A 26,715-nucleotide genomic window follows, 5' to 3' on the forward strand; every position below is an offset into this window, starting at 1 on the left:
TGCCTCCTGCGGAGACCGGCCTCTTACCCGGCCAATGGTGTTTCACCCTGCATGAAGGATTAAAACAGCTTTGCCAGCGGACGCTCGTAGAAACGATAGGTACACACCCCCATCAGCGCGCTGAACAACACGCACAGGACGAGATTGACCTCATCGACCGCACCACTGCCCGAAATGCCGATCCAGCGCACGAATTTATAGAACACTGGCAGCGTCAGCGTATGGATCAGGTAGATGCCATAGGAAGCCGAGCCCAACGTCACCCACAGCCCCTTCTTCACTTGCGGGATAAAGCAGGCACCGAGCACCATCAGGAAAGAAGGAACACCCCAGAACAGGAGGCGCCATACATCGGGGTCCGCTTGCAACAGGATCGACGCCACCAGCAGAGCGCTGCCGACGATAAACAATAACTTTCCGTTAGCCGCGCCCACGCGATTGACATAGCACCAGCCGGCCAGCATCCCAAGTGGAAACTCCAGCACCAGCGGCGGTATGCCGGCAAACACGATGCCTGCAGCCAGCAGCGCCGTCACGCTCAAAATTACATGTCTTGGATTAATTGCGATGACCACTGCCAGCAAGACATAGAACAACATCTCGAGTTCGAGCGTCCAGCCCGGCACCAGGACCGGATACTCAAATCCGGCGAAGCGGGAAACGAACAGCAGCGAGAGCACCGCGTGCTGCAGATCGAATTCGGACTGCCTGAAGGCCGAGGGCACCAGCAGCACCAGCAACACGCAAGCGAGCGTGATGCTCCAGTACAGAGGCACGATGCGCTTGACCCGATTCTTTAAGAACTCCCATGGGCTACGCGGGTGGCTGTGCTGGACGTAGAACATCACGAAGCCGGAAATGACGAAGAAGATGTCGACCCCGTTGGCCGCCCATTTCATCACCGGCTCAAGCACGTCCGTGGCATAGCCATAGGACGCGCCGATACCAAAGGCGTGATAGAAAACAATGTTGAGCGCCGCAATCGCCCTCAGGACCTGGATATTGTTGATCATCGAATAAGAGAAGGATGTGCGCGGCGAAAGAAACTGCAGCGCAGGATGACGGTGTCGACAGTTAGGGCCTGTTCAGACAACACTTGCCGGCCTCTCGCACTCGCAGATTTAATGTGAACAGGCCCTAGTATTCGACAGTGCCAGGTATCAGCCACAACGTTGACGCAGGTCAACGATAGCCACTGGGCGTTAGTCGATAGACACCACCCCATCCGTCACAGTTCAACGATGCGCTGCCACCCCGAAGGTCCATACCCGATTGATGGAATAAGTCAGAACTAACACCACGGCCGTGGCAAACAGCTGGACCAGCATGTAGTTCAGACCGAGAACCTGGCTGAACACATGCATGATCAAGCCATTCATCAACATGCCGAAGATGGCCGTGACGGCAAACTTGACGACACGCACCCGATGCGTTCCGGCCGAGTCTCTGAAAGTGAACCGGGCATTCAGGCAATAATTGACGATAGCGCCAAGGAAGGCGCCGATGACCGTCGCCGCGACCGGTTCGAGCACATGCAACCAGGACACGCTGGCTAACAGAAACGCATACTGGACCAGCGTACCGACAGCACCGACCATGGCATAGACAATGAACACGGGATTCCTTGATCGATTGGCTTAAAGAGCGCCGCCGCCCACGGCGGTGCCCCCACTAATGGTTTCCGGCGCCACCGGCGACGCCACACTGCCCTGGTCCAGCGCGCCATTGCGAGTAGCGCGCATGCGAACAACCAGCAGGAAGATGGCCGTCAGCAACAACGATATGAGCGACACCCAGTTGCCGATACGTTCTTGCGGCACCGCGCTACGCTTGACGCTGATCACGTGCGCGCCTGGACCGACCTCGACAGCCAGCAGCTTGTAGTCGGTTGCAGTGGTGAGCGCATACGCATGCTGGCTATCGTCGGTGATGCTCCATCCGGGGAAACCATAAGCGGGCAAGGCGATCGTGGCCGGGCCAGTGGCCCGCACATTCAATTCAAACCGCGATGGATATCTTTCGGCCTTGAACGACACGATCTCAGCAGTGCCCGCCACCACGGCCGGATAGCGACTCACTTCTTCGGCCGGCACCGGGGCCTTGGCGCCGGGCGGGAAGTATTCAGGCGGACTCATGCGCAGGCGGACATGCTCGGTGCCGGCAGGCTCCTCGGTGCGCGGGTCGGCATAAAGCTTCTTGCTCAGGAACGAACTCCCTGCGGCGAACCCGACCACCAGCAGCAGCGCCGCTACCTTGACATACTTGGCCAGCACCACATTGCGGCCCTGCTCGACCAGCACCTTGCCCGCCAGAACGAACAAGGTACAGAGGGCAAACTCCTGCACCACCAGCGCACGCCACAAGAACTGGATCTTGCCCAAGGGCGACGGCGGCGTCACCAGCAGATTGAGTGCCCCCATCATGAAAATGAAGAAGAACACCACCACCGCAGACCACCAGACTATATCGCCCAGCGCTTCGCGCGCAGCACCATCGGCGAGCGTACGACGACGACGCCAGCTCAACCACATCAGGGTCACCGCCGCCAGCGTATAGAAGCTTGCCACGCCGGCGATCATGGCAAATGACTTAGGCTTGTCGGGATCGAACGCGTGATGCAGGGCGGTCTGATCAATGCCCGAAAACATCAGGGCCGCCTGATTCAGGAAAGGCAGCAAGGTGATGGCCGGCACCACGTAGCACGCAGCCAGGCCGACGCTCAACACTGCGGCGATGAGCAACGGCAGCAACTTCGCACGCAGCACCACTGCCAGGGGCACAGGCGCGGCGCCTTCCTGGCGTACAAATGCACGTAGCAGGACATACGGCACGGCCGCCATGGCGACCAGCATGCCGCTCAGCAAATGCGTGAGAAACAGGCCCGCACAACCGACAATGACCAGCGCCAGCGACTTCCAGTTCGCAGCACGGAACCAGCGTTGGAGTCCGGCAAAGATGAGCGGGATCCAGACGAAGGCCGCAAACTCGCCCATCGCTCCGCGCGCCATATAGTCGATTTGAAAATGATACGGCGCGATGCCATAGAACACTGCTGCGGCCAGCGCAATGGCGCCACGCGAAAAGCCCCGCGCCCATAGATAGAAAGTGCCGACAGAAGCCAGACTAAGCAAAAAGGTCGCGCTGACGATAACGCTGCCCACCGGCAGTTGATGCCGCGAAAGCTGATCGACCAGCGCAAAGAAAAGCGACGTGAATGGCGGGTAGTAATACAGCACCGGCGCGCCCAGCCCGGCGAACTGATCGGGAAGCCAGCGCGGGTAGAAACTGCCGGCGCGTACCGCATCCATCACCGACAACAACCAGGATATATGCGTGCGTGAATCGTGACCGCGGATGCTGCCGTGAATCAGCGGCTGGTAAAACACCAGCAAGGTGACCGCCAGCACGAACAGCAATGCGGCTATGCCGCGGCGATTGCCGCCTGATACGCTACTCACGATACAACCTGGCTGACTGTCTTCACGCGCGATGCCTGGATCTTCTTTCTGATCAGGTAGACCGGCCGGTTCTTGGTCTCGAAATAGATACGGCCGATGTATTCACCCAGCACGCCGATGCCGATCAGCTGAATCCCGCCCAGCAGCAGCACAGCGGTTGCCAGAGAGGCATAGCCGGGTACGTCCACGCCAAAGATCAGGGTACGCACTGTCAACCAGATGCCGCGCAAGATAGCCAGCGCGGCGATCAAGCCGCCCATGTAACTCCAGACGCGCAACGGCAAGGTGCTGAAGCTGGTGAAGCCTTCCAATGCAAAATTCCATAGCTTCCAGCCGGAAAACTTGGTTTCGCCCGCCACCCGCTGCTCGCGCACGTAGTCGACCGTGGTCGTCTTGAAGCCGACCCAGGCAAACAGGCCCTTCATGAACCGTCGCGATTCGGGAAGCGACTTCAGTGCGTCGACGACCGAGCGGCTCATCAAGCGAAAATCGCCAACGTTCTCAGGAATCTTGATGTCGGCGATCTTGTTATGGGCGCGATAGAACCACAAGGCCGTCATCTTCTTCAACGAGGTATCGGAGTCGCGATTGACGCGCCGCGCCAGCACCACTTCGTAACCCTCGCGCCATTTCTCGAGCAACTTGGGGATCACATTGGGCGGATCCTGCAAGTCGGCATCGAAGGGAATAACGACGTCGCCGCGCGCACTTTCGATGGCGGCGGTCAGCGCGGCTTCCTTGCCGAAGTTGCGGGTCAGCTCCACCACAACGATGCGTCCGTCGACCAATGCCTTGGCAGCCAGCATCTCCAGCGTGGCGTCGCGGCTTCCATCGTCCACGCATACGATCTCGAAATCCGTCCCGGGAATCGCCTCAAGCGCCGGAATCACCGTCGCGAAGAAAACCTCGATGGTCTCTTCCTCGTTATAGAACGGGACGACCAGCGATATCAGGGGGTGCTCTACCTGTGCCGTGGGCAAAGGCAGTTCGGCAATGATGGTGGCGTCGTTATAGTTATTCATGATGGTGAGAGACGTTGAAATCGAGACTGACGTTAGTCGAACGGTTCTCCCTATTCCACGTAGCTTGATTGGGCGCCACGAGACGACGCAATCGAGAAAGGGAAACCGGTGCGACACGAATGAACTTTGCGGCAAACAGCAAGAGCGCATAGTGCTGCGGTGCAACCAACTACTCAAGCTGATGCCGATCGATAGCGACTTCTTGACCGCCAAAAACCCTGGAGAACTCTTAGAATTATTAGGATAGAACGATAGCAAATTTCGCCTGAATAACGAACATCTTTTAACGACTTTCAGGACCTGATCCGCGTCTATTTTCATCAAATATTGCTGTGCCGCACCATACCAAGGTTTTCTGACGATAAAAAGGGTTTTAACGCTGAGCCTTGAGCATCACAAGCAATGCAGCAACCGACTTAAGCAACCCACGACAAGCACAGCGGCTCTCTTTTTTCACGGCGCGACATAGCGCCATAATGACGCAAAAAAGCCGTATTGAGCATTCTCAATACGGCTTCCCGATTTCATAACAAAAATCTTGTTTGAAAATCGATTTTCTGCGTGTCAAACCCGCTTATAAATATCCTCAAACCGCACGATGTCATCTTCCCCAAGATAACTTCCCGATTGCACTTCGATAAGGTGCAATGGCAACTTGCCCGGGTTTTCCAGACGGTGCGTGATCCCGATGGGCAGGTAGATGGATTCGTTCTCGCTGAGCAGCTTGACCTCTTCGCCGCGCGTCACCAGCGCCGTGCCGCTCACCACCACCCAGTGTTCGGCGCGGTGATGGTGCATCTGCAATGACAACTTCTCGCCCGGCTTGACGATGATGCGCTTGACCTGGAAGCGCTCGCCCTCGGCCACGCTTTCATAACTGCCCCATGGACGGTACACCCGCTTGTGATGCACGTGCTCGGTGCGGCCCGACGACTTCAGCGTGTCGACGATCTTCTTGACGTCCTGCACGCTGTCCTTATGGGCCACCAGCACCGCATCGTCGGTTTCGACGATGATCAGGTCTTCAACGCCCAGCGCCGCCACCATGCGCCCCTCGGCGCGCACCAGGGTGTTGCTGACGTCCTGCAGCAGCACGTCGCCACGGGTGACGTTGCCGTTGACGTCGCTTTCCTGCACCGCCCACAGCGCGCTCCACGAACCGACATCACTCCAGCCGATGTCGGCCAACACCACGACTGCCTTCTTGGTCTTCTCCATCACCGCATAGTCGATCGACTCGGACGGCGTGGCTTCGAAGCTGGCCTGGTCGAGGCGGCAGAAATCAAGGTCTTCGTAGCCCTTGCCGACGGCTTGTTCGACCGGCGCGGCGATATCGGGACGATGAATCTGCAGTTCCTGCAGGTAGTCAGAGGCCTTGAACAGGAACATGCCGCTGTTCCACGAATAATTGCCTTCGGCGAGAAAGGCATTGGCCGTGGCCAGGTCCGGCTTCTCAACGAACTTGTCGACCACATAGCCATCGACCACGCCCGGCACGGCGCTACCGCGGCGAATATAACCGTACCCGGTTTCCGGCGACGAAGGCAGGATGCCGAAGGTGGCAAGGGCGCCACCCGCCACCGCCTTGGCGGCACGCGAAACGGCATCCTGGAAAGCGGCAACATCGTTGATCACGTGGTCAGCCGGCAGCACCAGCATGACGGCTTCGGGGTCGTGCCGGGCCAGCAGGTGGGCGGCAGCGGCAACCGCCGGGGCGGTGTTCTTGCCGACCGGTTCCAGCATGATGCCCAGCGGCTTGATACCGATCTCGCGCATCTGCTCGGCCACCATGAAACGGTGGTCGTTACCGCAGACGAACAACGGCGGCATGATCTCTGGCCAACGGCTGACGCGGGACACGGTGTCCTGCAGCATGGTGCGGTCACCCACCACCGAAATCAGTTGCTTGGGCAAAGCGGCGCGCGACAGCGGCCACAGGCGGGTGCCGGACCCGCCGGAGAGAATGACGGGATAGATTTTCATGACTTCCTCGCTATGCATGGTTTAGGCGCCCTGGCGCGCCGTCTTGCGCCGATCGCGCGCATCGTTCCAGTGATTGTCGGTGTATTCCGAAATGTGCTTCATCTGGCCATCGCGGGTGACGCTGTAGTCGCCGCAGACGACGGATTCCTCGACCTTGGTGCCGGGCGCGGTGCGAGTGTACTCGAACAGCACGCTGCGAATCACTTCCGAACCCGAGCAAATATGACTGCCATGCCCGATCCAGGTCGGCCCGACAATCTTGCTACCCGCCTCGACGTGGGTCCCGGCACCGATATAGACCGGGCCCTCGATGGTGGTTCCTTCCCATTCGATGCGGGTATTGAGACCGACCCACAGCCCCTCTTCGATCTGCGTGCCCGGCACATACATCTGCGCCACCTTGCCGCTGAGCACACTCTGCAGCACCGACCAGAAATCGATCACGTTGCCGATGTCGATCCAGTTGAAGAAACGCTTCTGGGCATAGAACGGCACTTTCTTCTCGACCAGCAGCGGGAACAGCTCGGAACCGATATCGAACACGGTGTTGCTGGGGATCATATCCAGCACTTCGGGTTCCATGATGTAGATACCGGTACTGGCCAGGGTCGACTTGGCCTCTTCAGGGGATGGTTTTTCCTGGAACGACAAGACCTGCCCGGTTTCAGGATCGGCCACCACCACGCCATAGCTCGACACCTGGTCCAGCGCGACCTCTTTGGTGATGACGCTGACCAGTGCGCCCTTGCGGCGATGTTCGAACAGTGCCGAGCGAATGTCGAGGTCGATCAATGCATCGCCGCAGATGACCAGCGTGGTCTCGTCGAAGAAGCCGCCGAACTCCTGGATCTTCTTCATGCCGCCGGCCGAGCCGATCGGATGCGGATGCACTTCGCCGGCATCGTCCACGTAGCCTTCAAAGGAATAACCGATGCGCGCGCCGAAGCGCTGGCCGTCGCCAAAGTAGTTTTCGATCTTCTGGTGCAGGTAACTGACATTGATCATGATGTCATGGATGCCGAACTTGACCAGATGCTCGACCAGGTATTCCAGCACCGGCTTGCCCAGGATCGGGATCATCGGCTTGGGCAGTTCATAGGTCAATGGACGGACTCGGGTGCCTTTCCCGGCGGCCAGGATCATCGCTTTCATGTGTTCTCTCTGTCTGTTTTCTAATTGATTGGCACGGACCGCATCGCCGATGACGATGCGGCGTCCTGCATCATCAGCGGCGGCCGATCGCGAAATACTCGATGCCGCGCTTGCGCATCTGCGACGGCGTATAGAGATTGCGACCGTCGAAGATCACCGGATTCTTCAGGCTGCTCTTGATGGCGTCGAAGTTGGGCACACGGAATTCTTTCCATTCGGTCACGATCACCAGCGCCTCGGCGCCGGTCAGGGCGTCCTGCGGCGAAGTGGCGTACGACAGGCGGTCATCATTGCCGTAGATGCGGCGGGTCTCGTCCATCGCCACCGGGTCGTAGGCGCGCACCCGGGCGCCCATGTCCCACAGTCCTTCGATGACCACCCGGCTCGACGCTTCGCGCATGTCGTCGGTGTTGGGCTTGAATGCCAGGCCCCACAGCGCAAAGGTCATGCCGCGCAGGTCGCTGCCGAAATGGCTGCGGATCTTGTCGAGCAACACGTGCTTCTGCGCCTCGTTGGCCTCTTCCACCGCGTGCAGCACCTTGAGCCGGCGGCCGCCTTCGTCAGCGGTGCGAATCAGCGCCTGCACGTCCTTGGGGAAGCACGAACCGCCGTAGCCGCAACCCGGATACAGGAAGTGAAAACCGATGCGGGGGTCGGAACCGATACCCACGCGAATCTGCTCGATGTCGGCGCCCAGGTCGTCGGCCAGGTTGGCCAGCTCGTTCATGAACGAGATACGGGTGGCCAGCATGGCATTGGCGGCGTACTTGGTCAGTTCGGCCGAACGCACGTCCATGACGATCACGCGATCGTGGTTGCGGATGAACGGCGCATAGAGCTCGCGCATGGCGGTGATGGCACGTTCGCTGTCGGCGCCGATGACGATGCGGTCAGGCCGCATGAAGTCTTCGACGGCGGCGCCTTCTTTCAGGAATTCAGGGTTCGACACCACATCGAAGGGCGTTTCCAGCTTGCGCGCCGCCAGCTCTTCGAGGATCGCCGCACGCACCTTGTCCCCGGTGCCGACCGGCACGGTCGACTTGTCGATGACGATCTTGTAGTCGGTCATGTATTTGCCGACATTGCGCGCCGCCGACACGACGTACTTCAGGTCGGCCGAGCCATCTTCGTCGGGCGGCGTGCCCACGGCGATGAACTGCAATTCACCGAAAGCCACCGATTCGGCGATATCGGTGCTGAACTTCAGACGGCCGGAGGCGACGTTACGCTGCACCATGTCCTGCAGGCCCGGTTCGTGGATCGGGATGCCGCCCTCGCGCAGGATGCGGATCTTGTTCTCGTCCAGATCGAGGCAGAGAACGTCGTTACCCATTTCCGCCAGGCAAGTGCCCGTGACCAGGCCAACGTAGCCAGTACCAATGACAGTTATCTTCATTTTGTTTCCCTAATCAAATAAACCTTCACGGAAAACCGCCGTCGCCATCCGGCTGACGCGGTTCTTGCATGTCTCCGTCTTATTGTGTGACCTGCACCGTCTGACTGGCCGGCGCATCCTTGCAAAGGAAGGCCGCGCCCCACAGGATCGCTGCAAGCAAAAAATGTGCGAATACGAACGCGCCGATCAGCCCCGGCACGCCCTTGAACCAGATACCGGCCACCAGCACGAAGCCGAAGCCCACTGCCGACAGGCTGAAGATGGCCGCGCGCAAGCCTTGGCGCCCGGCGCCGGTCAAGGCATCGGCAGCCGGATACTGCAAGGCAATGAATGGCAGGGCCAGCGACAACCCGATGGTGACATCGACACTGCCGGCAAAGTCATGCCCCAGCACATGCGGCGCAAACAGCGCAGCGCCTGCCACCGCCGCGGCCGACAGGATGCCGGTACCGAACAGGGCCGGCGCCACCCGCAACGCATAACGCCGGCTGGCCGCCATGCCGTTGGCGCCATGCTGGAAGAACTTGGGGTAGAAGATGCGCGTCATCACCTGCATCGGAAACAAACCTAGCTGCAGGATGCGCGACGCTGCCCCATACACGCCCAGCGAATAGGCATCGGCAAACCGCGACAGCACCATGCGGTCGAGGTTGCTCTGCATCGAGCGCGCGCCCTGATTGACGCAGAACAAAAAGCCGCTCTTCATCTCCGAACCCAGCCAGACCATGCGCGGCGCACCATACATGCGCGCGCCCAGCCAGCCATAGAACAACATCATCAGCACCGACTGCACCGTCAGGAACAGGATCCAGTCGTCCAGCGCACTGCGCTTGAGCACCACGAAGAACGCCAGCGCCACCGCCAGGCGCGCCACCACGGTTGCTACTCGCACCCAGCCGGCGCGCGCCGTATGACCATGCGCCACCATCACCAGTTCGGTCGAGGCCGACACCCGCGCCAGGCCGATCTCGGCAAACAGCGCTACCACGATGAAGGGCAGATCGACTTCGACCCGCATGACGCCGGTGGCCACCAGCGTGCCGACCAACACTGCAATGGGCAAGGTGATGGCAATGGTCACCAGCATATTGCCGTAGTAGGTGGCAAACCTGCTCTTGTCACGCGACACGGCACGCACCAGCAAGTCGGCGCCGCCCATGCCGATCAGCTCGACCCCGACCGCCACGATCGCCAGCAAGGCGGTGTAACGGCCGAACTGTTCCACGCCCAGTCCGCGCGCGGTGACCGCGAAGGTCACCAGTTGCAGGCCCAGTGCGCCCATGGTCGGCACCATGGTCGAGACGATGGTCCAGAGCCGGAACTTGGCCTCCAGCCTGGCCAGCAAACCGTCGGCCTTAGCCATGGCGCACCACCGGCGACAGACGGTTGGACAACAGGATCGACTGCATCAACGGCATTGCTTCTGCCCCGGTTCTTCAGGACGCGCGTATTCGACAAAGACATCGCCGAAGTGCGATGCCCAGCGTCCGCGGATCTTGTCGTATTCGAGCAGCCAGCCGACCATGACCGATTCCGGTTCGCGTCGGAACAAGGGGTACAGCGGCAGCCGTGCAGTAATGCCAAGCGTCTTGGCAAACGAGCGCAGCGACTTGCCGCCGATGCTTTCCCAGCGCACGGCGTGGTTGCCGACGCGATAGCGACGCTGGCGCATCCACTTGAAGCCGGCACGCGATTGCGGCACTTCTTCATGAATCCAGGCGCCTTCGGACCACGCCATCGGATGGCCGCGATAGAACAACTTGCGGAAGAACACCGTATCGCCGCCGCCGGAGAGACCGAATTTTTCATCGAACAAGGGACGCGGTTCGTTGGCAATGGCCTGCATGTCGATCAGGAAATTGCACGAGCAGAACACGAACGGCTTGCCATCGAGGAACTGGCGCTGCACCGACCAGTAGCGCGCGTACTTCTGCAGATGCGCGGCATTGTCCGGAAACACCGGACGCACCGGGCCGCCCACCACCGCTGCGCGCTCGGTCGACTGGGTCTTGAGCAACTCGACCAGCCAGCCGGGCGCCGGCCATTCGTCGTCGTCGATCATGGCCATGAAGCGTACGCCCAGGCGCGTGGCCTCGTCGAAGATGGCATTGCGCGCCGCCGAGATGCCGGGCGTGCTTTCGATGATGTAGTTGGCTGCGATGCCGGTGCGCGCCGCGAAGCTGTCGACCGACTTCTTGACTTCGGGATCGCTGCCATCGTTGTCCACCACGATGACGGTGGCCGGTTGGCCCAGGGTCGCCACGGCGATGGCAATGTGCTCGAGCAGCCGCTCCAGCGAGGGGCGACGCTTGTAGGTGCACAGGCCGATCGCGAGCGAAGAGTCTGGTTGCCTGTCTTGTGCGCTCGTCATGATGCATCCTTTCCATTAGTAGAAACGTATCGCGTGGTCTTGGCGCCGGCCAAGCCTGCCACGCGGCCCAGGTAATGCGCGATGGCCAGCGTCGAGCGCGCGCACTCGTCGCGCCTCAACATGATGGCCGCGCGGCAGGTGCGCAGCACCGATGCTGCCAGTCCTTTGAACGCGCGCCACGCAGTAGTTCTCCAGCCATCGTAAAAACCGTCGATGCGCACCATGTAAGCGCCGGTGGTGGCGTAGCGGCTCAGCAAGCTCGATACCGTCAGCCGGTCTACCGGCGCCGGTTCGACCACGATGGCTTCGTCGCACCAGACGATGCGACCCTGTGCCTGCGCCACGCGGCGAAACAGGTCATAGTCTTCGCCGCCGGAGGCGCCGTATTCGTTACGAAACAGGGGCGTGCCGATCAACTGCGTGGTGGCACGGGCGATGGCCAGGTTCTGGGTGGTGTTGAGGGTTTTCACCGGGCCCGTGGTCCAGCGCGTGCGCGCCGCAAAGATGCTGTTACGGGCCAGGATATTGGCGTCGGCCGGCAGCACGCCTTGCACCGGACCACCCACCAGGTGACCGTCGTAGCGCAGGCCGGCGCCCAGCAGGTTGGCGATCCAGCCTGGCGTCACCAGTCCGTCGTCGTCCATCATCAAGAGCCAGTCCCAATCGGGACTGACGACGCCGGCGTGGGCCACCAGTGCATTGCGCACCTGCGCCACGCCACGTTCGGCGACGGGGATGCACTTGGCCGCGGGCCAACTGGCGGCGAATTCCTCGACCACGCGCGGCGCATCTGCGCCGCAGTCGTTGTCGGCCACCAGCACGAATACCTCGCGCCCCTGCAGTTCGGGCAACAGCGACTGCAGCAGCGCGCGCAGCAGTTCGGGGCGCTTGTAGGTGGGGATGCCGACCACCAGGCGCAGCGCCGAAATGTCCCTGCCGTTGTCGTTTGAAAATACGTTCATGAAAACCTTTCGACCATCAAGCCACTGTGTGCACAACATCCTTGGCCGCAGCATTGGCCGAATTCTCTTCCTGCTCCTGTCTCAGCGCCATGCCCCGCAGGAACACCATCAGGAACCAGGCAAAACCGGTGGCATAGACTTCGTGCGTCTCGACCATGCCGTGCGCCATGTTGAAGAAAGCGACGCCTGCACACACGAGAGTGGCGCGATCAGCGCGCAGGAATGGCGCAACCATCGCAAGGTAGATCAATACGCCGGAGAAGGTGAGCAGGCCAAAAATACCGGCATCCCCGAATGCCCCCAGAAAGGCGTTATGGGGTGTAACGATGGCACCGAGATCGCTCAGGCGCAACGCCAGTGGCAACGTCAGTTCGGACAGGAACGTATAAGATCCCGGCCCCTCGCCCAGGAACGGCGTATTCATCATCGAATTGAGATACATCGACCAGACGAAGGTACGACCGGTAAAGGTCGGGTCCTTGCCAAGCAGGGCAAGCACTTCGGGCAATACAAAGAAACCGAAGATCAGTATCGACAACAGGCTCAGCAGCAAGGTCGTTACACCCAGCGCCACCGTCACCCGCGAGCGCAGGAAACTCACCAGGCCGAGGTATCCCAAGGTGACCAGGGCTGCCACCAGCGATCCTTTTGAGCCCGACATCAGGATGCAAAGAATGGACAAGGCGACGACGAAGACCGGAAACTTCCAACGCTCGCGGGTACACATCCCTGCGCACACCAGCATGCACAGCGTTGCAATCCATCCCAGCGCATTCTTATTGGAGAACACGCCGCGCCAGATGCCGCCATTGGCATGTTGCCCGATCGCCGGCACTGCCACCGATATCAGGACCGATAGCAGCATGATGGTCGCTACGGTGCGAAACAGCGCCTTGCGGGAGATCGCCACCGGCAATTCGGCCACGATGACGGCCGCAGAGATCATGCACAAGGTCCACAGCACCAGCGAACGAAGCGCGGTGAATGGCGTAATGCCAAAGATCGATGCCGCCAAACCAGCGAGGAAAAACGGTATCCACGGCATCAGCACTCGCGCCAGGAAATCGAAGCCGGCGCGACTCACGTGCAGGCACAGCCCAAGGATGATCATCGACCACAGCAGATATTGGTACGGCACGCCACCAATCTTATCGGTCTGCAAGGTGTCGACGCCACCGAACGTGCTCGGCTGGAACAGCCAGGCGCCCGAAAACAGAATCACGGACATCACCAGCAACGCTACCCAGAAAGGCTTCCAGGCGACCTCTTTGCTTGCTTTGGGCGTCGTCGCGGGCGCGTTCATCACCCCCGGCATTCTCATTTGCCTTGACATGTCTTGACCCCATTGGAAGCAGTTACACACGCCTCGGGCTCACCCATGGTGAAAGCCGAGATATTGTCGATGTCGAACTTCACCGGCATGGGTGTCGCCGGTGTCGCGTTGCCGACCCATGTACCACCTACCGCCAGGTTGACCAGCATGTACATCGGCTTGGAGAACTTAGCGGGGGTGGCGACCTGCCCTACTGGTTTTCGATCAATGTAATAGATGATGCGTTCGGGGGTCCACAAGGCGCCATAGAGATGGAAGTCCTGGTCGTATCCCTTCAGTGGGGTGCGGCAGGCGGTCTTGTTCTTCTGGCCGACCGGTTCTTCCCAGTGCAAGGTGCTCATGATGGTGTCACGCACATGACTTGGCGCTTCCATGACGTCAAGCTCCTGCGGCCAGGTGCGGTCATCAGCCAGCAGCCAGAATGCCGGCACCAGATTGGGCCCCGCCGGCACTCTCGCCCGCGTCTCGAAGTAGCCATACATCTGAGTGAACGACCGACGTGTCGTCAGCAAGCCAGACATGTACTGAAAACCACCGAGGAAATTTTCGAGCTCTTCCGGCACACGTTCAGCTGTGATGCTCATGATGCCGTTGTCGATCTTGAACGGATTCAATTTCAGCGACTTGCCAGCCGTGCCCCGATAGTTGGGATCGACGTAGATCTGCTGCTCGCGAATGCCCGGCGCGGTACGCTTGACCACCCAGTCGTAACCCAGCCAGCGGCGGGATACCTGGTCATACCCGCCATCGTAGTGCGGCGTCCATTTATTGGAACTGAAATCAATCTTGTCGAAGTCATCGAAGAACGTACGCTTGAGCGTGACGGTCCCTGAGGCTTCGCCAGTAACCGGTGCACATTCGGCGGCCGCCGGCCCCGCAGGCAACGGCAATTGAACTTGCTCCTGGGCCGTGGCCGATCCGATTGACCAGGCAGCGAGCGCCAGCAATTGCCCACACAGCAAGGAGATTTTCACAGCGCGTTGGCTAGATCCAGATTTCATAAAACACTCATTAAGAATTGATTCGGATTCACGTCAGTGCGTTACCAACGTTCGCGGATTTTGCCGCGCCCTCAACTTGTCATTCAGGTAATTCGTCACCGGTTTTTCGATCAGCACATGCACCAGAGCGCCGACGGCAAGCGAAACGACACAGCTCAGTGCAACGTAGGCATATGGCTGCTGCCAGCCTGCGCGGCCCCACACTACCGAGACCAGGTTGAGTGAAAACGGGTGCGACAGATAAAGCGCATAAGAAGAGTCGCCCAAAAATACCAATGCCTTCTTGAAACCAGTGGTCTCTGGCTTCTGCTCGACCAGCACGGCACCGGCACAGATCAGCAACGCCGGGATTCCCATCCAGAGAAACCGTATCGTCCAGTATGAGGTGGCAATACCGGCCGCCTTGAGCACGAACATCAGCCCGAAGCCGGCGACGATGGCAAATACCGCGACCGATGGCGAGAGCCGCATGCCACGCTCACGCGCCATCGCCAAACCGATGCCCATCAGAAACTCCAGGATGATGGGATTGGTCCAGAACATGAACGGCTGCTGCCTGACGACATCGAACATGCCGACCAGTGCGAAGGCACCGATCAGGCCGAATACCAGGCCCAGGCCTATAGTGCGCCGAAAGCACAGCGCCAGGCTGAAGACCATATAGAAAAAGAACTCGTAGTTCAGCGTCCAGCCCAGCATCAACACCGGATACGCACCACCGTAGGCATTGTTGTATGGAATGAAGAAGAATGAAGCGATGACATTGGCCATCGAGAGTTTCGAATGGGTGATATGACCTGCGAAGATGACCGTCGCCAGTAACATCGCCAGGGTAAACAACCAGTACGGCGGTGCAATCCGGATCAACCGGCGCACCAGAAAATTACCTGCAGCACCATCGCGACCGAAAGCCGAGCTCGAAATGGCGTACATGATGAAACCACTGATGACAAAGAAGATATCCACGCCGCCGGCCAGGTAAATGGCATTCCATGGCACGTAGTGCGCCCCACCGAATGTCATCTTTTCGGCTTCATGCTGGACGTGGCTGAGCAACACCATCGCGGCAGCCAAAAAACGCAATATCTGTAAATTCGGTAGTGTGGTCTTCATGTTGCCGATCTGCATTGAATATCTGTCATGTCGTTGCTGGCCCGAGTATCGCAGTTCAAGTTTTCAATCCCATGACCCATTTTCGGGCCGGCTCCTCTACCCAGCGCCAGACGAAATACCCGACCACCACGGCCAGCACGATGCCACTGGCCCACAATGGAAACGCCAGGTTGATGTCCGCCGCGATATCCAGCTGAAAGTAACGCCGCGCCACGCGGCATATCAACACGATCATCGTTTCAACCAGGGCGTGCGTCATGTACATGCTGTAAGAAATTTTTCCGAAAAACAATAACAGTGGTCGGCGCAATACGGACTGGAACCAGTTCTGCGACAAGGCCGACAGCACCATTGCCGGCGCCAGCAGCACTGCCCAGGGCGCCCACTGTTCGTGACTCAAGGCCACTACCGTCGCCAGTACCAGCAGCGCTGCTGCAAAACCCGAGGAAAACCAGTTGGCGGCCCCGATCCGGTACATCAGGGTGCCGGCCAGAAACAGGGGAAACACGCGCAACAACACCAGCACGCCATTGGTCGGATACTGGTCGGGCTGCAGATTCTGCAGGTACAGCGCCAGCGGAATCAGGGTGCATGCGATCACCGCAAGAACCGCGCCCACCCGGCCGATGCGAGCAACCAGGGGCACCATCAACGGAAACAACAGGTAGGCATGCCATTCGGCGCTGATCGACCATGCCGGGTAGTTCCAGGATCGGTAATCCATCCACGGGCCATGCAACATCAGCAGCGAGCCGAAATAAGCGCCCAGACTGTAGCGACCTTGCCAGGCATAGAGCTCCGGCTCCCGATACAGCACTGGCAACATGATCAACAGCATCGCCGTCATGGCGAAGACATGCACCGGATAGAGCCGCGCCACGCGCGCCCACATGAACTTGAAGAAACTCTTGACGCCAGCGCCTTCTGAAAATGTGCGTCCGTAGACGTGCATCATCACGAACCCGCTCATCAGGAAGAACACGTCTACCGCATACCAGGCCTGGGTCAGGATAACCAGCTTGTCATGCAGCAGGTCACGCACGCTCTGAAGCGAGCCATACAGGTGATAACAGACCACCATCAAGGCCAGCAGGCCGCGCAAGCCATCCAGTTCATGGATACGCAAGGCCGTTTTCTTCGGTGCAGGCGCGGTGGTGGACTCCGGTTGCGCGATACCCGGCTTGAGCTCGGCGTGTTGCAACGGCATCATCGCGCCCCTCCCGCCGCCGGCTCAAACGCCTTGCCCCACAGCGACTTGAGTGCAATCCCGCCCGAACGCGACAGGTGATTGTCATCGGCATACAGCACTACGCCGTCACGGATCACGCCGCACGATTGCACGTCGCACAATGACGCGCCGACATCGATCACGCGGAACGGCGTGGGCGACGCCTGGGTCAATTTCTTGAAGGCGCCGCGCATCTCCAGCTGGCGCTTTTCATGGTCCGATCGCAGCAGGTCTACCTGCTGCGGACGTCCAAAGGCGCTGTGCATGGCCATGGCGCGCGGCACGTCGTAGCGCTGTTCGGGGATGTAGGCAAAGATCGTAATGTTGCGTCCATCCAGCGCATGCAGCGTGCGCACCATGCCGCGCTCGAAGACGCTGCGGTTTTCGTCGTAGCCGAGTTGCCGGGTTTCGTCATCCTTGAGGAACCAGCCGCTCTGCTCGAACTGGCCGAAGCGGGTGCCCAGGAAAGCCGAAGTCCAGCGCGCCACGATGATCACATCCTTGATCTCGGGATGACGCTCCATCAACCCCAGCGTGGCGTTCATGACCCCATTGCAGGAAATGTTGTCGGTCTGCTGCACGCCGGCCAACGGGAAGCAGCCGCTGTGGGTCAATACCAGCCCGCGTCGCCCCGCATCCTTGGCCGCCTGGTCGACGCCCGGCGCGACCGCATCGCCGAAACTGTCGCCGATCAGGGCGAAGCTGAGCGGCGCATCCGGCGCGCCGAGACTGCATACGTCGTCGCCATCGAGCCGTTTGCGTGAAGGGCTGTCGCACGCGTTACGCGCCGGATTGGTGTCGAGCGCGGTCGCGGCATAGGCCTGCGCCTCGGGCGAGAATCGCCCGGGGACGCCGCCCATCAGGTGCACCACCAATGCGAAGCCGACGCCGGCGGCCGTGACGACCCCGGTCAAACCGAAGATCTGGCGACGCGAGAAACCCAAGGTCTTAGCGTCACGCCAGGGTTGCTCGACCCACTTCCAGCTGGCCCAAGCCAGGAAGTAGACCACCACCATGTAGAGCACGATCTCCCACCCCTGCAGCTTGCGAAACAGCAGGTATTGCGCAGCGACGATGATCGGCCAATGCCACAGATAAAGTGAATACGATATCTTCCCGGTCCATACCATCGGACGCGTCGACAGCCAGCCATTGGCGCCAGCGGCGGCGCCCTGCCCGGCATAGATCAGCAAGGCCGCGCCCAGGCAAGGCAGCAAGGCCCGCTCGCCCGGGAAGACGTCGTGCGGCGAAAACAACAGGATCGCGGCCATCATTGCGCCCAGGCCAATGAAGCCGACCAGCGTGCGCAAACCGGAGGTGCGCAGCGGCGGAACCACGCCGGTGGCCAGCAAGGCGCCAATCAGCAGCTCCCAGATACGGTCGAACGGCAGATAGAACGCTGCATTCGAGGCGGCCCTCGCCTGCCAGATCGAGAATACGAACGACACCACCGCCAGCGCCATGAGCACGCTCACCAGATGGCGTCGGGCATGACGCCACAGCAGCAGCACCAGGATCGGGAAGAACAGGTAATACTGCTCTTCGACCGCCAGCGACCAGGTGTGCAGCAACGGCTTGCTCTCGGCCGAAGGATCAAAGTAGCCGCTCTTGAGATAAAAATAGATGTTGGACGAAAACACCACCGTCGCGCCCACGCTCTGCGCCAGCAGCTTGAAGTCGATCGGCACGTAGATCACGCCGCACATCACGATGGTAAACAGCACCATCACCAGCAAGGCTGGCTGGATACGGCGGATGCGGCGCTCATAGAAGCGCCCGATGGAGAACTTGCCGGCTTCCAGCTCATGGAAAATGATGTTGGAGATCAGGTAGCCGGAAATGACGAAGAAGATGTCGACCCCGACAAAGCCGCCCTTGAGCACCCCCACGCCGGCGTGGTACAGCACCACCGATAACACGGCGAGCGCGCGCAAGCCGTCGATATCGGGACGATAGCCCATCGACGAAGAAGGTGTGCGCACGATGGTGCCGTCAACTGACATCGTCACGCCTCCCAGGTCTTGTTGAACGAGTGCTTGTCGTCCTCCGGACGCTGCTTGATCACCCGTGCCGGCACGCCGCCGATGATCACGCGCTCGTCGGCGATGCGCTTGGTGACGACCGCGCCCATGGCCACGATCACCTGGTTGCCGATGCCGCTGCCGGGCGAAAAACGCACCGCCGAGCCGAGGAAGGATTGGTCGCCGATGATGATGTCGCGATTCATCGTGCCGGCGCCGTGGGTCAGGAACTGCGAGGCGAAACCGGCCACCCAGGTGCCGTCGCCGATGCGGATCTCGCCCAGCACGTCGAACAGGTGGGATTCGTTGATCAGGCAGTCGCGGCCGACGATGAAGCGTCGCGCATAGTTCATGTGGCGCACGTTCTCATGGGCGGCGCCATCGCCGCATTCGATCTTGTTGTAACGCCCCACGAATACCTTGTCGCCCAGCTTGACCGTGATCGGACCGATGAAGGTGGTGCCGCGACGAATCAGCACGTTGGCGCCGGTCTCGAAACTGTCGACGGCAATCTGCACCTGCCAGCCGATGCGCGTGCCCGGACCGAAACGGTAGCCCAGCAGCATCTGATAACCGAGCCGGCGCAGGCCGCCCAGCGGCAGGTGGGAAATGGCCAGCGCCAGGATGCGCCTGATCTTGGTGTGCTTGACCTTCACGATGCCACTCCCTGCAGGCGGATCACTTCGTCCAGGGTCTGCTTGCGCTTGGCCAGGCTCATGTCGATGGTCGACTGGATGTGCAGCGCCACGTGTTGCGGCTTGACGGTGGCGGCCATGGCCTGGGCGCTGAAGTTGGCATCCGGCGTCCAGTACGAGCAGGTCAGGCCGGCCGGATCCAGCACCTGGCGATGTTGTTCAGCCGACAGCACGGCTTCGACAAACACGCCGTAAAGGATGTATTCGGAGATGTCGCGCTTCTTGGCCAGCGCCACGATCCAGTCTTCACCGGTCACTTCGGTGATGCGCTGCTGCAGCTGCTGCAGCACGTCGCGACGCCAGCAGATCAATTGCCCGATGTAGTTGAACAGGTCACCCTTGAAGTCCTTGGCGCCCACCAGCTTGAGGGCATTCTTGTGCCATTCGATGTGCGAGGTCATGCCGGAGTGAATCGGCTTTTGCGTCAGCTTCAGGGCGCCATCGATATACAGGTCCTTGGTCGCCAGTTCGCGAAACAGCAGCACATCGCTGTCGACGAAGACCATCACCTCGGCGTCGGTATATTCGGTGGCGGCCAGCTTGATCAACTGCTGGATCACCCAGCCGCTGAGGCGACCTACGCCCAGCTTGTACCACTGTTCCTTGAAGCGACGGTCAATCAGGCCCGGGATCACCAGGCGCTTCGGCAGCGGCAGCTTGAAGAAGCCGTGGCGCTTGAGCACCGCCTCCTTGGTCATGACGATGCGATTCGCCGATTGCAGCACCGAGAACATGCTGCGGTCCGACTCGGGCACGATCAGGATGTGCTTGAACGGCACGGAGCAATGCTCGTCCAGGCTGCGACTGAGGTCCTTGACGTACTCGAAGTCGTTACGGTACGAGGGCGTAACGATGGCGATGGGAGAGTGATCCATAAGGTGCGGTTCTTTGGTCAACTTGTTCTTCGATGAAAGTGCATCGCCCTTATGGGCGCGGCGCGCTTGTGACAGGCACACTGGCGACGGTGTCGACCGGCTTGCGGCCGTCGAGCAGCGGCATCATGAGCCCGACGACATAACGCGATCCTTCGACCGTCAGATGGCCATAGTCGAATTGCAACGGCACGCCGTTGTCGACCGTCACCTTGCAGCTGCGATCAGCGCACAACGCACCGATCAGCGAAAAATACTGGGCGCCAGCGGCGGTGGCGGTATCACGCAGTTGCGGATCCAATGCGAATGGTCCCGACGCCAGCCCCTGGGCTGCGGCCTGTTGCTGGTTGCTGGACGCACGCACCAGGAAACGCGGCAATGCCGACACGTACTGCTGGATCGGGCCGGCCACCACCACGCGCTTGGCGTGCTGCCGGGCCGCGGCGATCACCTTCGGCAAGCCGGGCAGATCGGCGCGGGTCCAGCGCCCCGCCAGCACCACGACGTCGACCGGATGATCGGGTAGCCATTCGGTCACGATCTGGCTGACGAACTTCTGGCAGGCGCCCTTGGGATGCGCCAGGTCGTTGATCGCCGGACGGCAACCGGTGTGCGTAGCCTGCAGCACGTTGATACCTTCGGCGCCGGCGTCGGCCTGCAGGCCGGGCCACAGATGGGCGGCATGACTGTCGCCGATGACCAGCAGATTAGGACTGCCCTGCTTGCGTTGCAGGCACTGCGCGGCATCGAATTTCTGGTTGTCGCCGACCACGAAGCAGGTACCACCGCGATATTCGTGGTCACCGTCATAAGTCTCGTACTTGGCCGCCGCCAGTTGCTGCTCGTTGAAGCGCTGCGGCCAGCCTTGCGGCACCACATACAGCAGGCCGACCACCAGTCCCAGCGCGATGGCGACGCCGGCGCGGCCCAGCACCCGGCGATTGGGCACCGTCGGGTTGACATGCCGGAAGGGCCGTTCGACGTAGCGCCACGACAGATAGCCCAGCACGAACGAAGCAAGCAGCTCGATCACCTTCACGGTCCAGGTCTGCTCGCGCAGCAGGCCGATTTGGGTAAACACGATGACCGGCCAGTGCCACAGGTAGAGCGAAAACGAAATCTTGCCGATGAAGACGGCCGGCTGCCATGACAGCAGGCGCCCCACCAGCGAATTGCCACCGCTGCCCGCCAGGATGATGGCGGCCGCGCCCACGCAGGGCAACAACGCGGCCGTCCCCGGGAAAGGCACCGTGTCGTTATAGAACTTGATGGCCACCAGGATCATCAGCAGGCCGCCGCCGGCCAGCAGTTCACGCAGCCAGCGGCGGTTGGCCGGCAGGCTCGGGAAGATCGCGACCAGGGCGCCGGCCAGCAGCTCCCAGGCGCGGGTCGGAATCAGGTAGAAGGTCGCCGTGGCGTCATGCTTGAGCAGCCACACCGACAGCACGAACGAGACCACGGTGATGATCACCGCGCCCCAGCGGATAGCCGTTTGCCGACTGGTCGACAAGGCCATCAGGATCAGCGGCCAGAACAGGTAGAACTGTTCTTCGACCGCCAGCGACCAGGTATGCAGCAAGGCCTTGGTGTGCGAATCGGGCGCGAAGTAACCGCTCTCCGAATAGAACAGGATATTGGACGAGAACAGCGTGGTCGCCACCACCGACTTGCCGTAGCGCAGCAACTCGGCCGGCAGCATGACCAGCGCCGCCAGCACCGACACCACCAGCAACATCACGAACAAGGCGGGGAAGATGCGCAGCACCCGGCGTCGATAGAAGTCGGCGATCGAAAAGGTGCCTTCGCGCAATTCGCGCACGATGATGCCGGTGATCAGGTAGCCGGAGATGACGAAGAAGACGTCCACGCCCACAAAGCCGCCGAAGAAACCCGGAAAGCCGATGTGGAACAGCACCACGGGCAGGATCGCCACGGCGCGCAAGCCGTCGATGTCGGGGCGGTAGGCCTGATGGGAGGTCTTCATGATCCGTGCCTCAAGCCGCCAGTGCCGACAACAGCGCCTGTCCGCGGTCGCTCCAGCGGAACAGACTGCGCGCGCGCTCGAAGGCGGTGTCCTGCATGGCGTCGAGCCCGGCGGCATCGTCGATGCGCGCCACCACCGCATGCGCCAGGGCCGCGTGGTCGGGCGACTGGATCATCTGCTCGCGCAACTCGGCCGGCAGGCCTGCCACGGCGTCGCTCAAGGTGGCCACCGGCAGGCGCTGGAAGATGTAGTCGAGGAACTTCAGCTTGAAACCGCCGCCGATGGCTTCCGGCACCAGCGCAATGCGGGCCTTGTCATAGATTGGCGCCGGATCGTCGACGAAACCGTGCAGCACGGTCGCCTTCAGGCCCGGTTCGAGCTCCTTGCGCAGCGAAGCCGGCATATCGCCCACGACATCGAACACGATGCCGGCGTTGGCAAATATGCTGTCGGCAATGCGCAGGAACTGGCGCAGGTTGTCCTGCTTGGCGGCCCAGCGGAACGAGCCCACCATGATCACGTGACGCGGACCAGCGGCATCGATGCGACGGCTTTCGTTGACCCGGCCGTTGTAACCCGGCGTCAGCACCAGGGTCTTGATGCCCGGGCTTTGTGCAGTGAAGGCGGCGGCGTCTTCGGCGGTGATGGCGGTGACCACGTCGACCGTGTCGACCATGTGGCGCTCCATGGCCTTGACCTTGAAGTAGTTCTGCCAGAAACCGGCGCGCTTGATCAGGCCGGCATCGGAATCGGCGGCGACTGCGCGCAAGACCTTTTCTTCATGATTGTGGGCGATGTAGGCCAGGCGCGGACGACGTCCGGACTGCGCCAGCTTGCTGCGCTGGAATTCACGCAGCGCCCAGCCCGAAGCGTAATGGTCGAACACGATCGCATCCCACGGTTGCGCATAGAGCGCGCGCAGCTCGGCGCGATAGCGCTCGGTGGCATGCATGGCGGCCACCAGCGGCATGGTCGACAGCAGCGAGCGCGCGGTGCCGTAGCGGCCGCCATCGACGCTCTTCCACTGAATGCGGCTGCCCGCCGGCGGCGCCTTGGTGTGCTGGTCGGCGATGCCGATGAAGGTCAGTTCGCCGTTGGCGCCGGCGAACGACTCCGACAATTGTGCGGTGTAGATCCGGTCGCCACTGTCGGCCGGGAACGGGGTTTCACGAGCAATCCATAAACATTTCATTGTCAGCCTGCCTTTACTTGTCTTTTGCCTTGCGCGCACTGGTGGGGGGTTCCCATACCTGGTAACGCGCGCCGGTGATGCCTTGCCACACGCCCAGGCCGGCGCCGACGAAGGCCATCAGGATATTGGTCACGGTGGAAAACGGCTTGATGCGCAGCTTCAGGCCCAGCACCAGCGTCAGCGCCGTCACCACCAGCAGCGCCAGGGCCAGCCAGCCGGTCCCCGAGGCCACCAGCGCCAGTTCGAGCAGCAGCCAACCCAGCACCAGGAACACGATGCCGAACCAGCGGATGAATTTGTGCGACAGGTACATGTAGAGCGTCAGGGCGCTCATCTTCGAGATCACCGGCCACAGCGTGCGGTGGGCATTGAAACCCTGGGCCGCGATACGAATCTTGCGCCGCATCTCTTCGCCATCGTTGGTCACCGACGGCTCGGACGACTTCGCGTGTTGCGACTGGATCACGCGATAGCCGTCGGCCATGATCATGAACGGGATGAAGAAATCGTCGACGATGTCTTCCGGCGGCGCATGACGCAGCGGCTTGCGCAACGCGTACAGCGAGCCGTCCAGGGTCATGATGGAACCGATGTCGCTTTCCAGTTGCTTGATCTTTTCTTCGATGCGCCAGTACAGGGCATTGGAGGCTGCATTGACCGAACCATTGTGATCGGTGAAGACCTGCTTGCCGCAGACCGCTCCCACCTCGGGATCAGCGAAGTGCTGGCGAAAATGCGCGAACGCTTGGGCATCGATTTCCACGCTGGCGTCGGTGAAGCACAGGATGTCGGCCTTCGACATCGCCACCAGCCGGTTCATGCCTTCGGTCTTGCCGCGCCGACGGTCGGCAATCAGCAGGCCGTCGAGTTGCGATTCGAACTGGCGCGCGATCTCGGGTGTGCGGTCGCTGCAGAAGTCGACGTGCACCAGAATCTCGAGGTCGGGCTCGGCCTGGCGCAGGGCGATCAGGCGCGTGATGGTGTCGGCGATGACCTTTTCTTCGTTATAGGCGCACACGCAGATACCGAAGCGCAACTTGCTCGAATCGGCCAGCGGCAACAGCGTGGCGTTGGCGGCGTGGTGATCGCGCACGCCGGCTGCGCGCAACAGCAGCAGCGACAGCGGATAGGTAATGAAGGGATGGATGGCCAGCAGGATGCACACCGCCGCCAGCAGAAAAAGCAAGGCTGTCATTTGATTGCTCCGGTATCGGCCATGGCCACGTTGAGCTTGTCGGCGCCGCCAGTGAGCAGCAAGGCCTTGGCCTGCGGCCCGACCGCTGCCACCAGGTCCTTCAGGAAACCTTCCTGCAAGGCGTAGGCCGCCTCGACTTGCGAAGGGTCGGTCATCAGGCTGGAGGCGCGCACCAGGATGCCGTCCGGCACCTTGCCGTCGAGGCCGTCCTTCAACAACTTCATGCGGGTTTCCCAGCCACCGCGCGGGAAGGCGTCGCCCATGCGGATCCAGTAACTGACGGCCTCGATGCGGTTCTTGTTCTGCATCAGGAATCGGTCACCGGAAACCGTCATGCCGGGGGCAGCGGCGAAGTCCGCCCGGGCATGATCGAGTTCGACGAAACCCTGCGCCGTATAGCAGACTTCGGGGCGGTGAATCTTCACTTCCTGGCGCTGCTGGCGGGCATAGGCCAGCGCCAGCATCACCTGTTCGCCCTGGGCGTTGCGATAGGTCTTCATGACCACCGCGTCGTAAGGCTGCTCGCTGCTGTTGCCGCCCTCCTCGCTCACCGACAAGTCGACCTGCAGATACGGCGAAGGCACTTCTATCCATTGGCCGAAGCGATGTGGAATCAGTGTTTCGATCTCGGGCGTGCGACCGACCACTTCCGGTTGTGGCATCACTACCATCGAAATGCCCTGGGTCACCACCATCGTGACGGCCAACGCGGCCGCGCCCTTGACGCCGATGGCGAACAGGCCGGCATTGCGCTGCCACAGCAGCCCTTGCGACTCCTTGGCGGGTGCCGGCGCGGCGCTGGTCGACAACGCTTTGTGGCGGGAGCGTTCACGGCGCTCGACCAGCCACACCAGCGTATTGTCGATCGCCATGATCAAGCCCAGCGCAGTCAGGAACAGGACCATGCCGGCGAAACCGTGCAGGAAGCCCTGGCCGGCAGCGTCGCCCAGGTAGTAGGTGATCAAGGCCAGGATGATCACGCGAATGGTGTTGGAGGCGAACGAGATCGGGATGATCAGCATCGCCAGCACCGTATTGCGCAACACCGAATGGTGGCGCACCAGGTTCATGTACAGCAGACCCAGCGCTTCCAGCGTGAAGAGCGAATTGAGTCCGGCGCAGGCGTCGGCGACCAGCAACTGGTACTGGCCGATCACAAGGATCACGCCGTCGCGCGCGACCGGATACCCGATGCCGTGCAACACCAGTTGCGTGACCGCCGAGACGGCGATCTTCATCGGCAGGGTCACCGCATCGACGAACGTCGACGGCAGCGGGATCATGAACAGCATGAAGAAGAAAGCAAACCACATGCGGCGGCAAGTCTGCCAGCCATAGAAGAAAATGATGACGCCAGCCAGCACCGGAATGAGCGAACCGACTTCAAACACGTGCAGGCTTTGCGAGCGGCCCAGCACGAAACTCAACAGCCCCAGCGCCAGCACCACAGCGCCCAGCACCGGACGCGGCGCGCGCACGATCTCGCCGGCCCGCAGCAACTGCCGAATGCGGATATAGAAAAACCCGAACGACACGACCAGCACGATCGGGCCGTGCGCATTGCGCTCGGTGCCCCAGGGGCCATGGAACAGGTCGATCACGGTCGGCACGTACAGCAACAGGATGCCCAGCGCCACCACCAGCCATGGCAACAGCAGGCCGCGCTTGCCGGTGGGCAGGCGGTCTGCTGGTGACTCCACGCGTTGGATACCTGTTACGGACATAAGATGACTCTCG

21 protein-coding genes are annotated in these 26,715 nt (G+C 61.1%); all 21 read right to left on the reverse strand.

Annotation, left to right across the window (positions count from 1 at the left end):
• Nucleotides 1–59: 59 nt before the first annotated feature.
• The 21 genes from LBW87_RS00685 to xrtB all read right to left on the reverse strand — a co-directional run bounded on the left by LBW87_RS00685 (nt 60) and on the right by xrtB (nt 26,678).
• Nucleotides 60–1,013, reverse strand: coding sequence for an acyltransferase family protein (locus tag LBW87_RS00685; protein WP_225199517.1), 954 nt, complete (start codon nt 1,011–1,013; stop codon nt 60–62).
• Between the two features lie 222 nt (nt 1,014–1,235).
• Nucleotides 1,236–1,616, reverse strand: a complete 381-nt coding sequence (locus LBW87_RS00690) for a GtrA family protein (protein WP_225199518.1) — start codon at nt 1,614–1,616, stop codon at nt 1,236–1,238.
• Nucleotides 1,617–1,637: 21 nt separating this feature from the next.
• Nucleotides 1,638–3,458, reverse strand: coding sequence for a hypothetical protein (locus tag LBW87_RS00695; RefSeq protein WP_225199519.1), 1,821 nt, complete (start codon nt 3,456–3,458; stop codon nt 1,638–1,640).
• A complete protein-coding gene (locus LBW87_RS00700) occupies nt 3,455–4,480 on the reverse strand; it encodes a glycosyltransferase family 2 protein (protein ID WP_225199520.1) in 1,026 nt (341 codons plus the stop codon). The genes LBW87_RS00695 and LBW87_RS00700 overlap by 4 nt, the downstream gene beginning before the upstream one ends.
• 564 nt (nt 4,481–5,044) lie before the next feature.
• Nucleotides 5,045–6,463, reverse strand: a complete 1,419-nt coding sequence (locus LBW87_RS00705) for a mannose-1-phosphate guanylyltransferase/mannose-6-phosphate isomerase (RefSeq protein ID WP_225199521.1) — start codon at nt 6,461–6,463, stop codon at nt 5,045–5,047.
• Between the two features lie 21 nt (nt 6,464–6,484).
• Nucleotides 6,485–7,606, reverse strand: coding sequence for a sugar phosphate nucleotidyltransferase (locus LBW87_RS00710; RefSeq protein WP_225200319.1), 1,122 nt, complete (start codon nt 7,604–7,606; stop codon nt 6,485–6,487).
• Nucleotides 7,607–7,688: 82 nt separating this feature from the next.
• Nucleotides 7,689–9,011 carry a UDP-glucose dehydrogenase family protein gene (locus LBW87_RS00715; protein ID WP_225199522.1) on the reverse strand — a complete coding sequence of 441 codons (1,323 nt, stop codon included), beginning with the start codon at nt 9,009–9,011 and terminating at the stop codon, nt 7,689–7,691.
• Nucleotides 9,012–9,090: 79 nt separating this feature from the next.
• The gene (locus LBW87_RS00720; protein ID WP_225199523.1) at nt 9,091–10,374 is read right to left on the reverse strand and encodes a lipopolysaccharide biosynthesis protein; all 1,284 of its coding nucleotides are present in this window, start codon (nt 10,372–10,374) and stop codon (nt 9,091–9,093) included.
• A gap of 45 nt (nt 10,375–10,419) precedes the next feature.
• Nucleotides 10,420–11,382 (reverse strand): glycosyltransferase family 2 protein, encoded by a 963-nt coding sequence (locus LBW87_RS00725; RefSeq protein ID WP_225199524.1) that lies wholly within the window; start codon nt 11,380–11,382, stop codon nt 10,420–10,422.
• Complete coding sequence (locus tag LBW87_RS00730) at nt 11,379–12,344, reverse strand: glycosyltransferase family 2 protein (RefSeq protein WP_225199525.1); 966 nt, start codon at nt 12,342–12,344, stop codon at nt 11,379–11,381. The genes LBW87_RS00725 and LBW87_RS00730 overlap by 4 nt, the downstream gene beginning before the upstream one ends.
• A gap of 16 nt (nt 12,345–12,360) precedes the next feature.
• Nucleotides 12,361–13,647, reverse strand: coding sequence for an O-antigen ligase family protein (locus LBW87_RS00735; protein WP_225199526.1), 1,287 nt, complete (start codon nt 13,645–13,647; stop codon nt 12,361–12,363).
• 14 nt (nt 13,648–13,661) lie between these two features.
• Entirely contained in the window at nt 13,662–14,678 is a 1,017-nt protein-coding gene (locus LBW87_RS00740; protein WP_225199527.1) for a family 16 glycosylhydrolase, read from the reverse strand.
• 33 nt (nt 14,679–14,711) lie between these two features.
• Nucleotides 14,712–15,791 carry an acyltransferase family protein gene (locus LBW87_RS00745; protein WP_225199528.1) on the reverse strand — a complete coding sequence of 360 codons (1,080 nt, stop codon included), beginning with the start codon at nt 15,789–15,791 and terminating at the stop codon, nt 14,712–14,714.
• 55 nt (nt 15,792–15,846) lie between these two features.
• Nucleotides 15,847–17,001, reverse strand: coding sequence for an acyltransferase family protein (locus LBW87_RS00750; protein ID WP_225199529.1), 1,155 nt, complete (start codon nt 16,999–17,001; stop codon nt 15,847–15,849).
• Nucleotides 16,998–19,022 carry an acyltransferase family protein gene (locus LBW87_RS00755; RefSeq protein WP_225200320.1) on the reverse strand — a complete coding sequence of 675 codons (2,025 nt, stop codon included), beginning with the start codon at nt 19,020–19,022 and terminating at the stop codon, nt 16,998–17,000. The genes LBW87_RS00750 and LBW87_RS00755 overlap by 4 nt, the downstream gene beginning before the upstream one ends.
• Before the next feature lie 2 nt (nt 19,023–19,024).
• Nucleotides 19,025–19,696, reverse strand: a complete 672-nt coding sequence (locus tag LBW87_RS00760; protein ID WP_225199530.1) for an acyltransferase — start codon at nt 19,694–19,696, stop codon at nt 19,025–19,027.
• Nucleotides 19,693–20,610 (reverse strand): DUF6492 family protein, encoded by a 918-nt coding sequence (locus LBW87_RS00765; RefSeq protein ID WP_225199531.1) that lies wholly within the window; start codon nt 20,608–20,610, stop codon nt 19,693–19,695. The genes LBW87_RS00760 and LBW87_RS00765 overlap by 4 nt, the downstream gene beginning before the upstream one ends.
• Nucleotides 20,611–20,659: 49 nt before the next feature.
• Nucleotides 20,660–22,591, reverse strand: a complete 1,932-nt coding sequence (locus LBW87_RS00770; protein WP_225199532.1) for an acyltransferase family protein — start codon at nt 22,589–22,591, stop codon at nt 20,660–20,662.
• A 10-nt stretch (nt 22,592–22,601) separates the two neighbouring features.
• Complete coding sequence (locus LBW87_RS00775) at nt 22,602–23,783, reverse strand: glycosyltransferase (RefSeq protein WP_225199533.1); 1,182 nt, start codon at nt 23,781–23,783, stop codon at nt 22,602–22,604.
• Nucleotides 23,784–23,796: 13 nt separating this feature from the next.
• Complete coding sequence (locus LBW87_RS00780) at nt 23,797–24,978, reverse strand: glycosyltransferase (protein ID WP_225199534.1); 1,182 nt, start codon at nt 24,976–24,978, stop codon at nt 23,797–23,799.
• A complete protein-coding gene (gene xrtB, locus LBW87_RS00785) occupies nt 24,975–26,678 on the reverse strand; it encodes an exosortase B (protein ID WP_320442703.1) in 1,704 nt (567 codons plus the stop codon). The genes LBW87_RS00780 and xrtB overlap by 4 nt, the downstream gene beginning before the upstream one ends.
• Nucleotides 26,679–26,715: the final 37 nt, after the last annotated feature.

This window comes from Herbaspirillum sp. alder98, assembly GCF_020179755.1.
Classification (GTDB): Bacteria; Pseudomonadota; Gammaproteobacteria; order Burkholderiales; family Burkholderiaceae_D; genus Herbaspirillum.

Coding starts and splice junctions, on each gene's coding strand:
- LBW87_RS00755 (WP_225200320.1), bottom strand. CDS start 19,022: ATGTCAGTTGACGGCACCATCGTGCGCACACCTTCTTCGTCGATGGGC.
- LBW87_RS00765 (WP_225199531.1), bottom strand. CDS start 20,610: ATGGATCACTCTCCCATCGCCATCGTTACGCCCTCGTACCGTAACGAC.
- LBW87_RS00725 (WP_225199524.1), bottom strand. CDS start 11,382: ATGACGAGCGCACAAGACAGGCAACCAGACTCTTCGCTCGCGATCGGC.
- LBW87_RS00710 (WP_225200319.1), bottom strand. CDS start 7,606: ATGATCCTGGCCGCCGGGAAAGGCACCCGAGTCCGTCCATTGACCTAT.
- LBW87_RS00750 (WP_225199529.1), bottom strand. CDS start 17,001: ATGATGCCGTTGCAACACGCCGAGCTCAAGCCGGGTATCGCGCAACCG.
- LBW87_RS00720 (WP_225199523.1), bottom strand. CDS start 10,374: ATGGCTAAGGCCGACGGTTTGCTGGCCAGGCTGGAGGCCAAGTTCCGG.
- LBW87_RS00780 (WP_225199534.1), bottom strand. CDS start 24,978: ATGACAGCCTTGCTTTTTCTGCTGGCGGCGGTGTGCATCCTGCTGGCC.
- LBW87_RS00685 (WP_225199517.1), bottom strand. CDS start 1,013: ATGATCAACAATATCCAGGTCCTGAGGGCGATTGCGGCGCTCAACATT.
- LBW87_RS00705 (WP_225199521.1), bottom strand. CDS start 6,463: ATGAAAATCTATCCCGTCATTCTCTCCGGCGGGTCCGGCACCCGCCTG.
- LBW87_RS00735 (WP_225199526.1), bottom strand. CDS start 13,647: ATGAACGCGCCCGCGACGACGCCCAAAGCAAGCAAAGAGGTCGCCTGG.
- LBW87_RS00740 (WP_225199527.1), bottom strand. CDS start 14,678: ATGAAATCTGGATCTAGCCAACGCGCTGTGAAAATCTCCTTGCTGTGT.
- LBW87_RS00700 (WP_225199520.1), bottom strand. CDS start 4,480: ATGAATAACTATAACGACGCCACCATCATTGCCGAACTGCCTTTGCCC.
- LBW87_RS00770 (WP_225199532.1), bottom strand. CDS start 22,591: ATGAAGACCTCCCATCAGGCCTACCGCCCCGACATCGACGGCTTGCGC.
- LBW87_RS00745 (WP_225199528.1), bottom strand. CDS start 15,791: ATGAAGACCACACTACCGAATTTACAGATATTGCGTTTTTTGGCTGCC.
- LBW87_RS00730 (WP_225199525.1), bottom strand. CDS start 12,344: ATGAACGTATTTTCAAACGACAACGGCAGGGACATTTCGGCGCTGCGC.
- LBW87_RS00775 (WP_225199533.1), bottom strand. CDS start 23,783: ATGAAATGTTTATGGATTGCTCGTGAAACCCCGTTCCCGGCCGACAGT.
- LBW87_RS00715 (WP_225199522.1), bottom strand. CDS start 9,011: ATGAAGATAACTGTCATTGGTACTGGCTACGTTGGCCTGGTCACGGGC.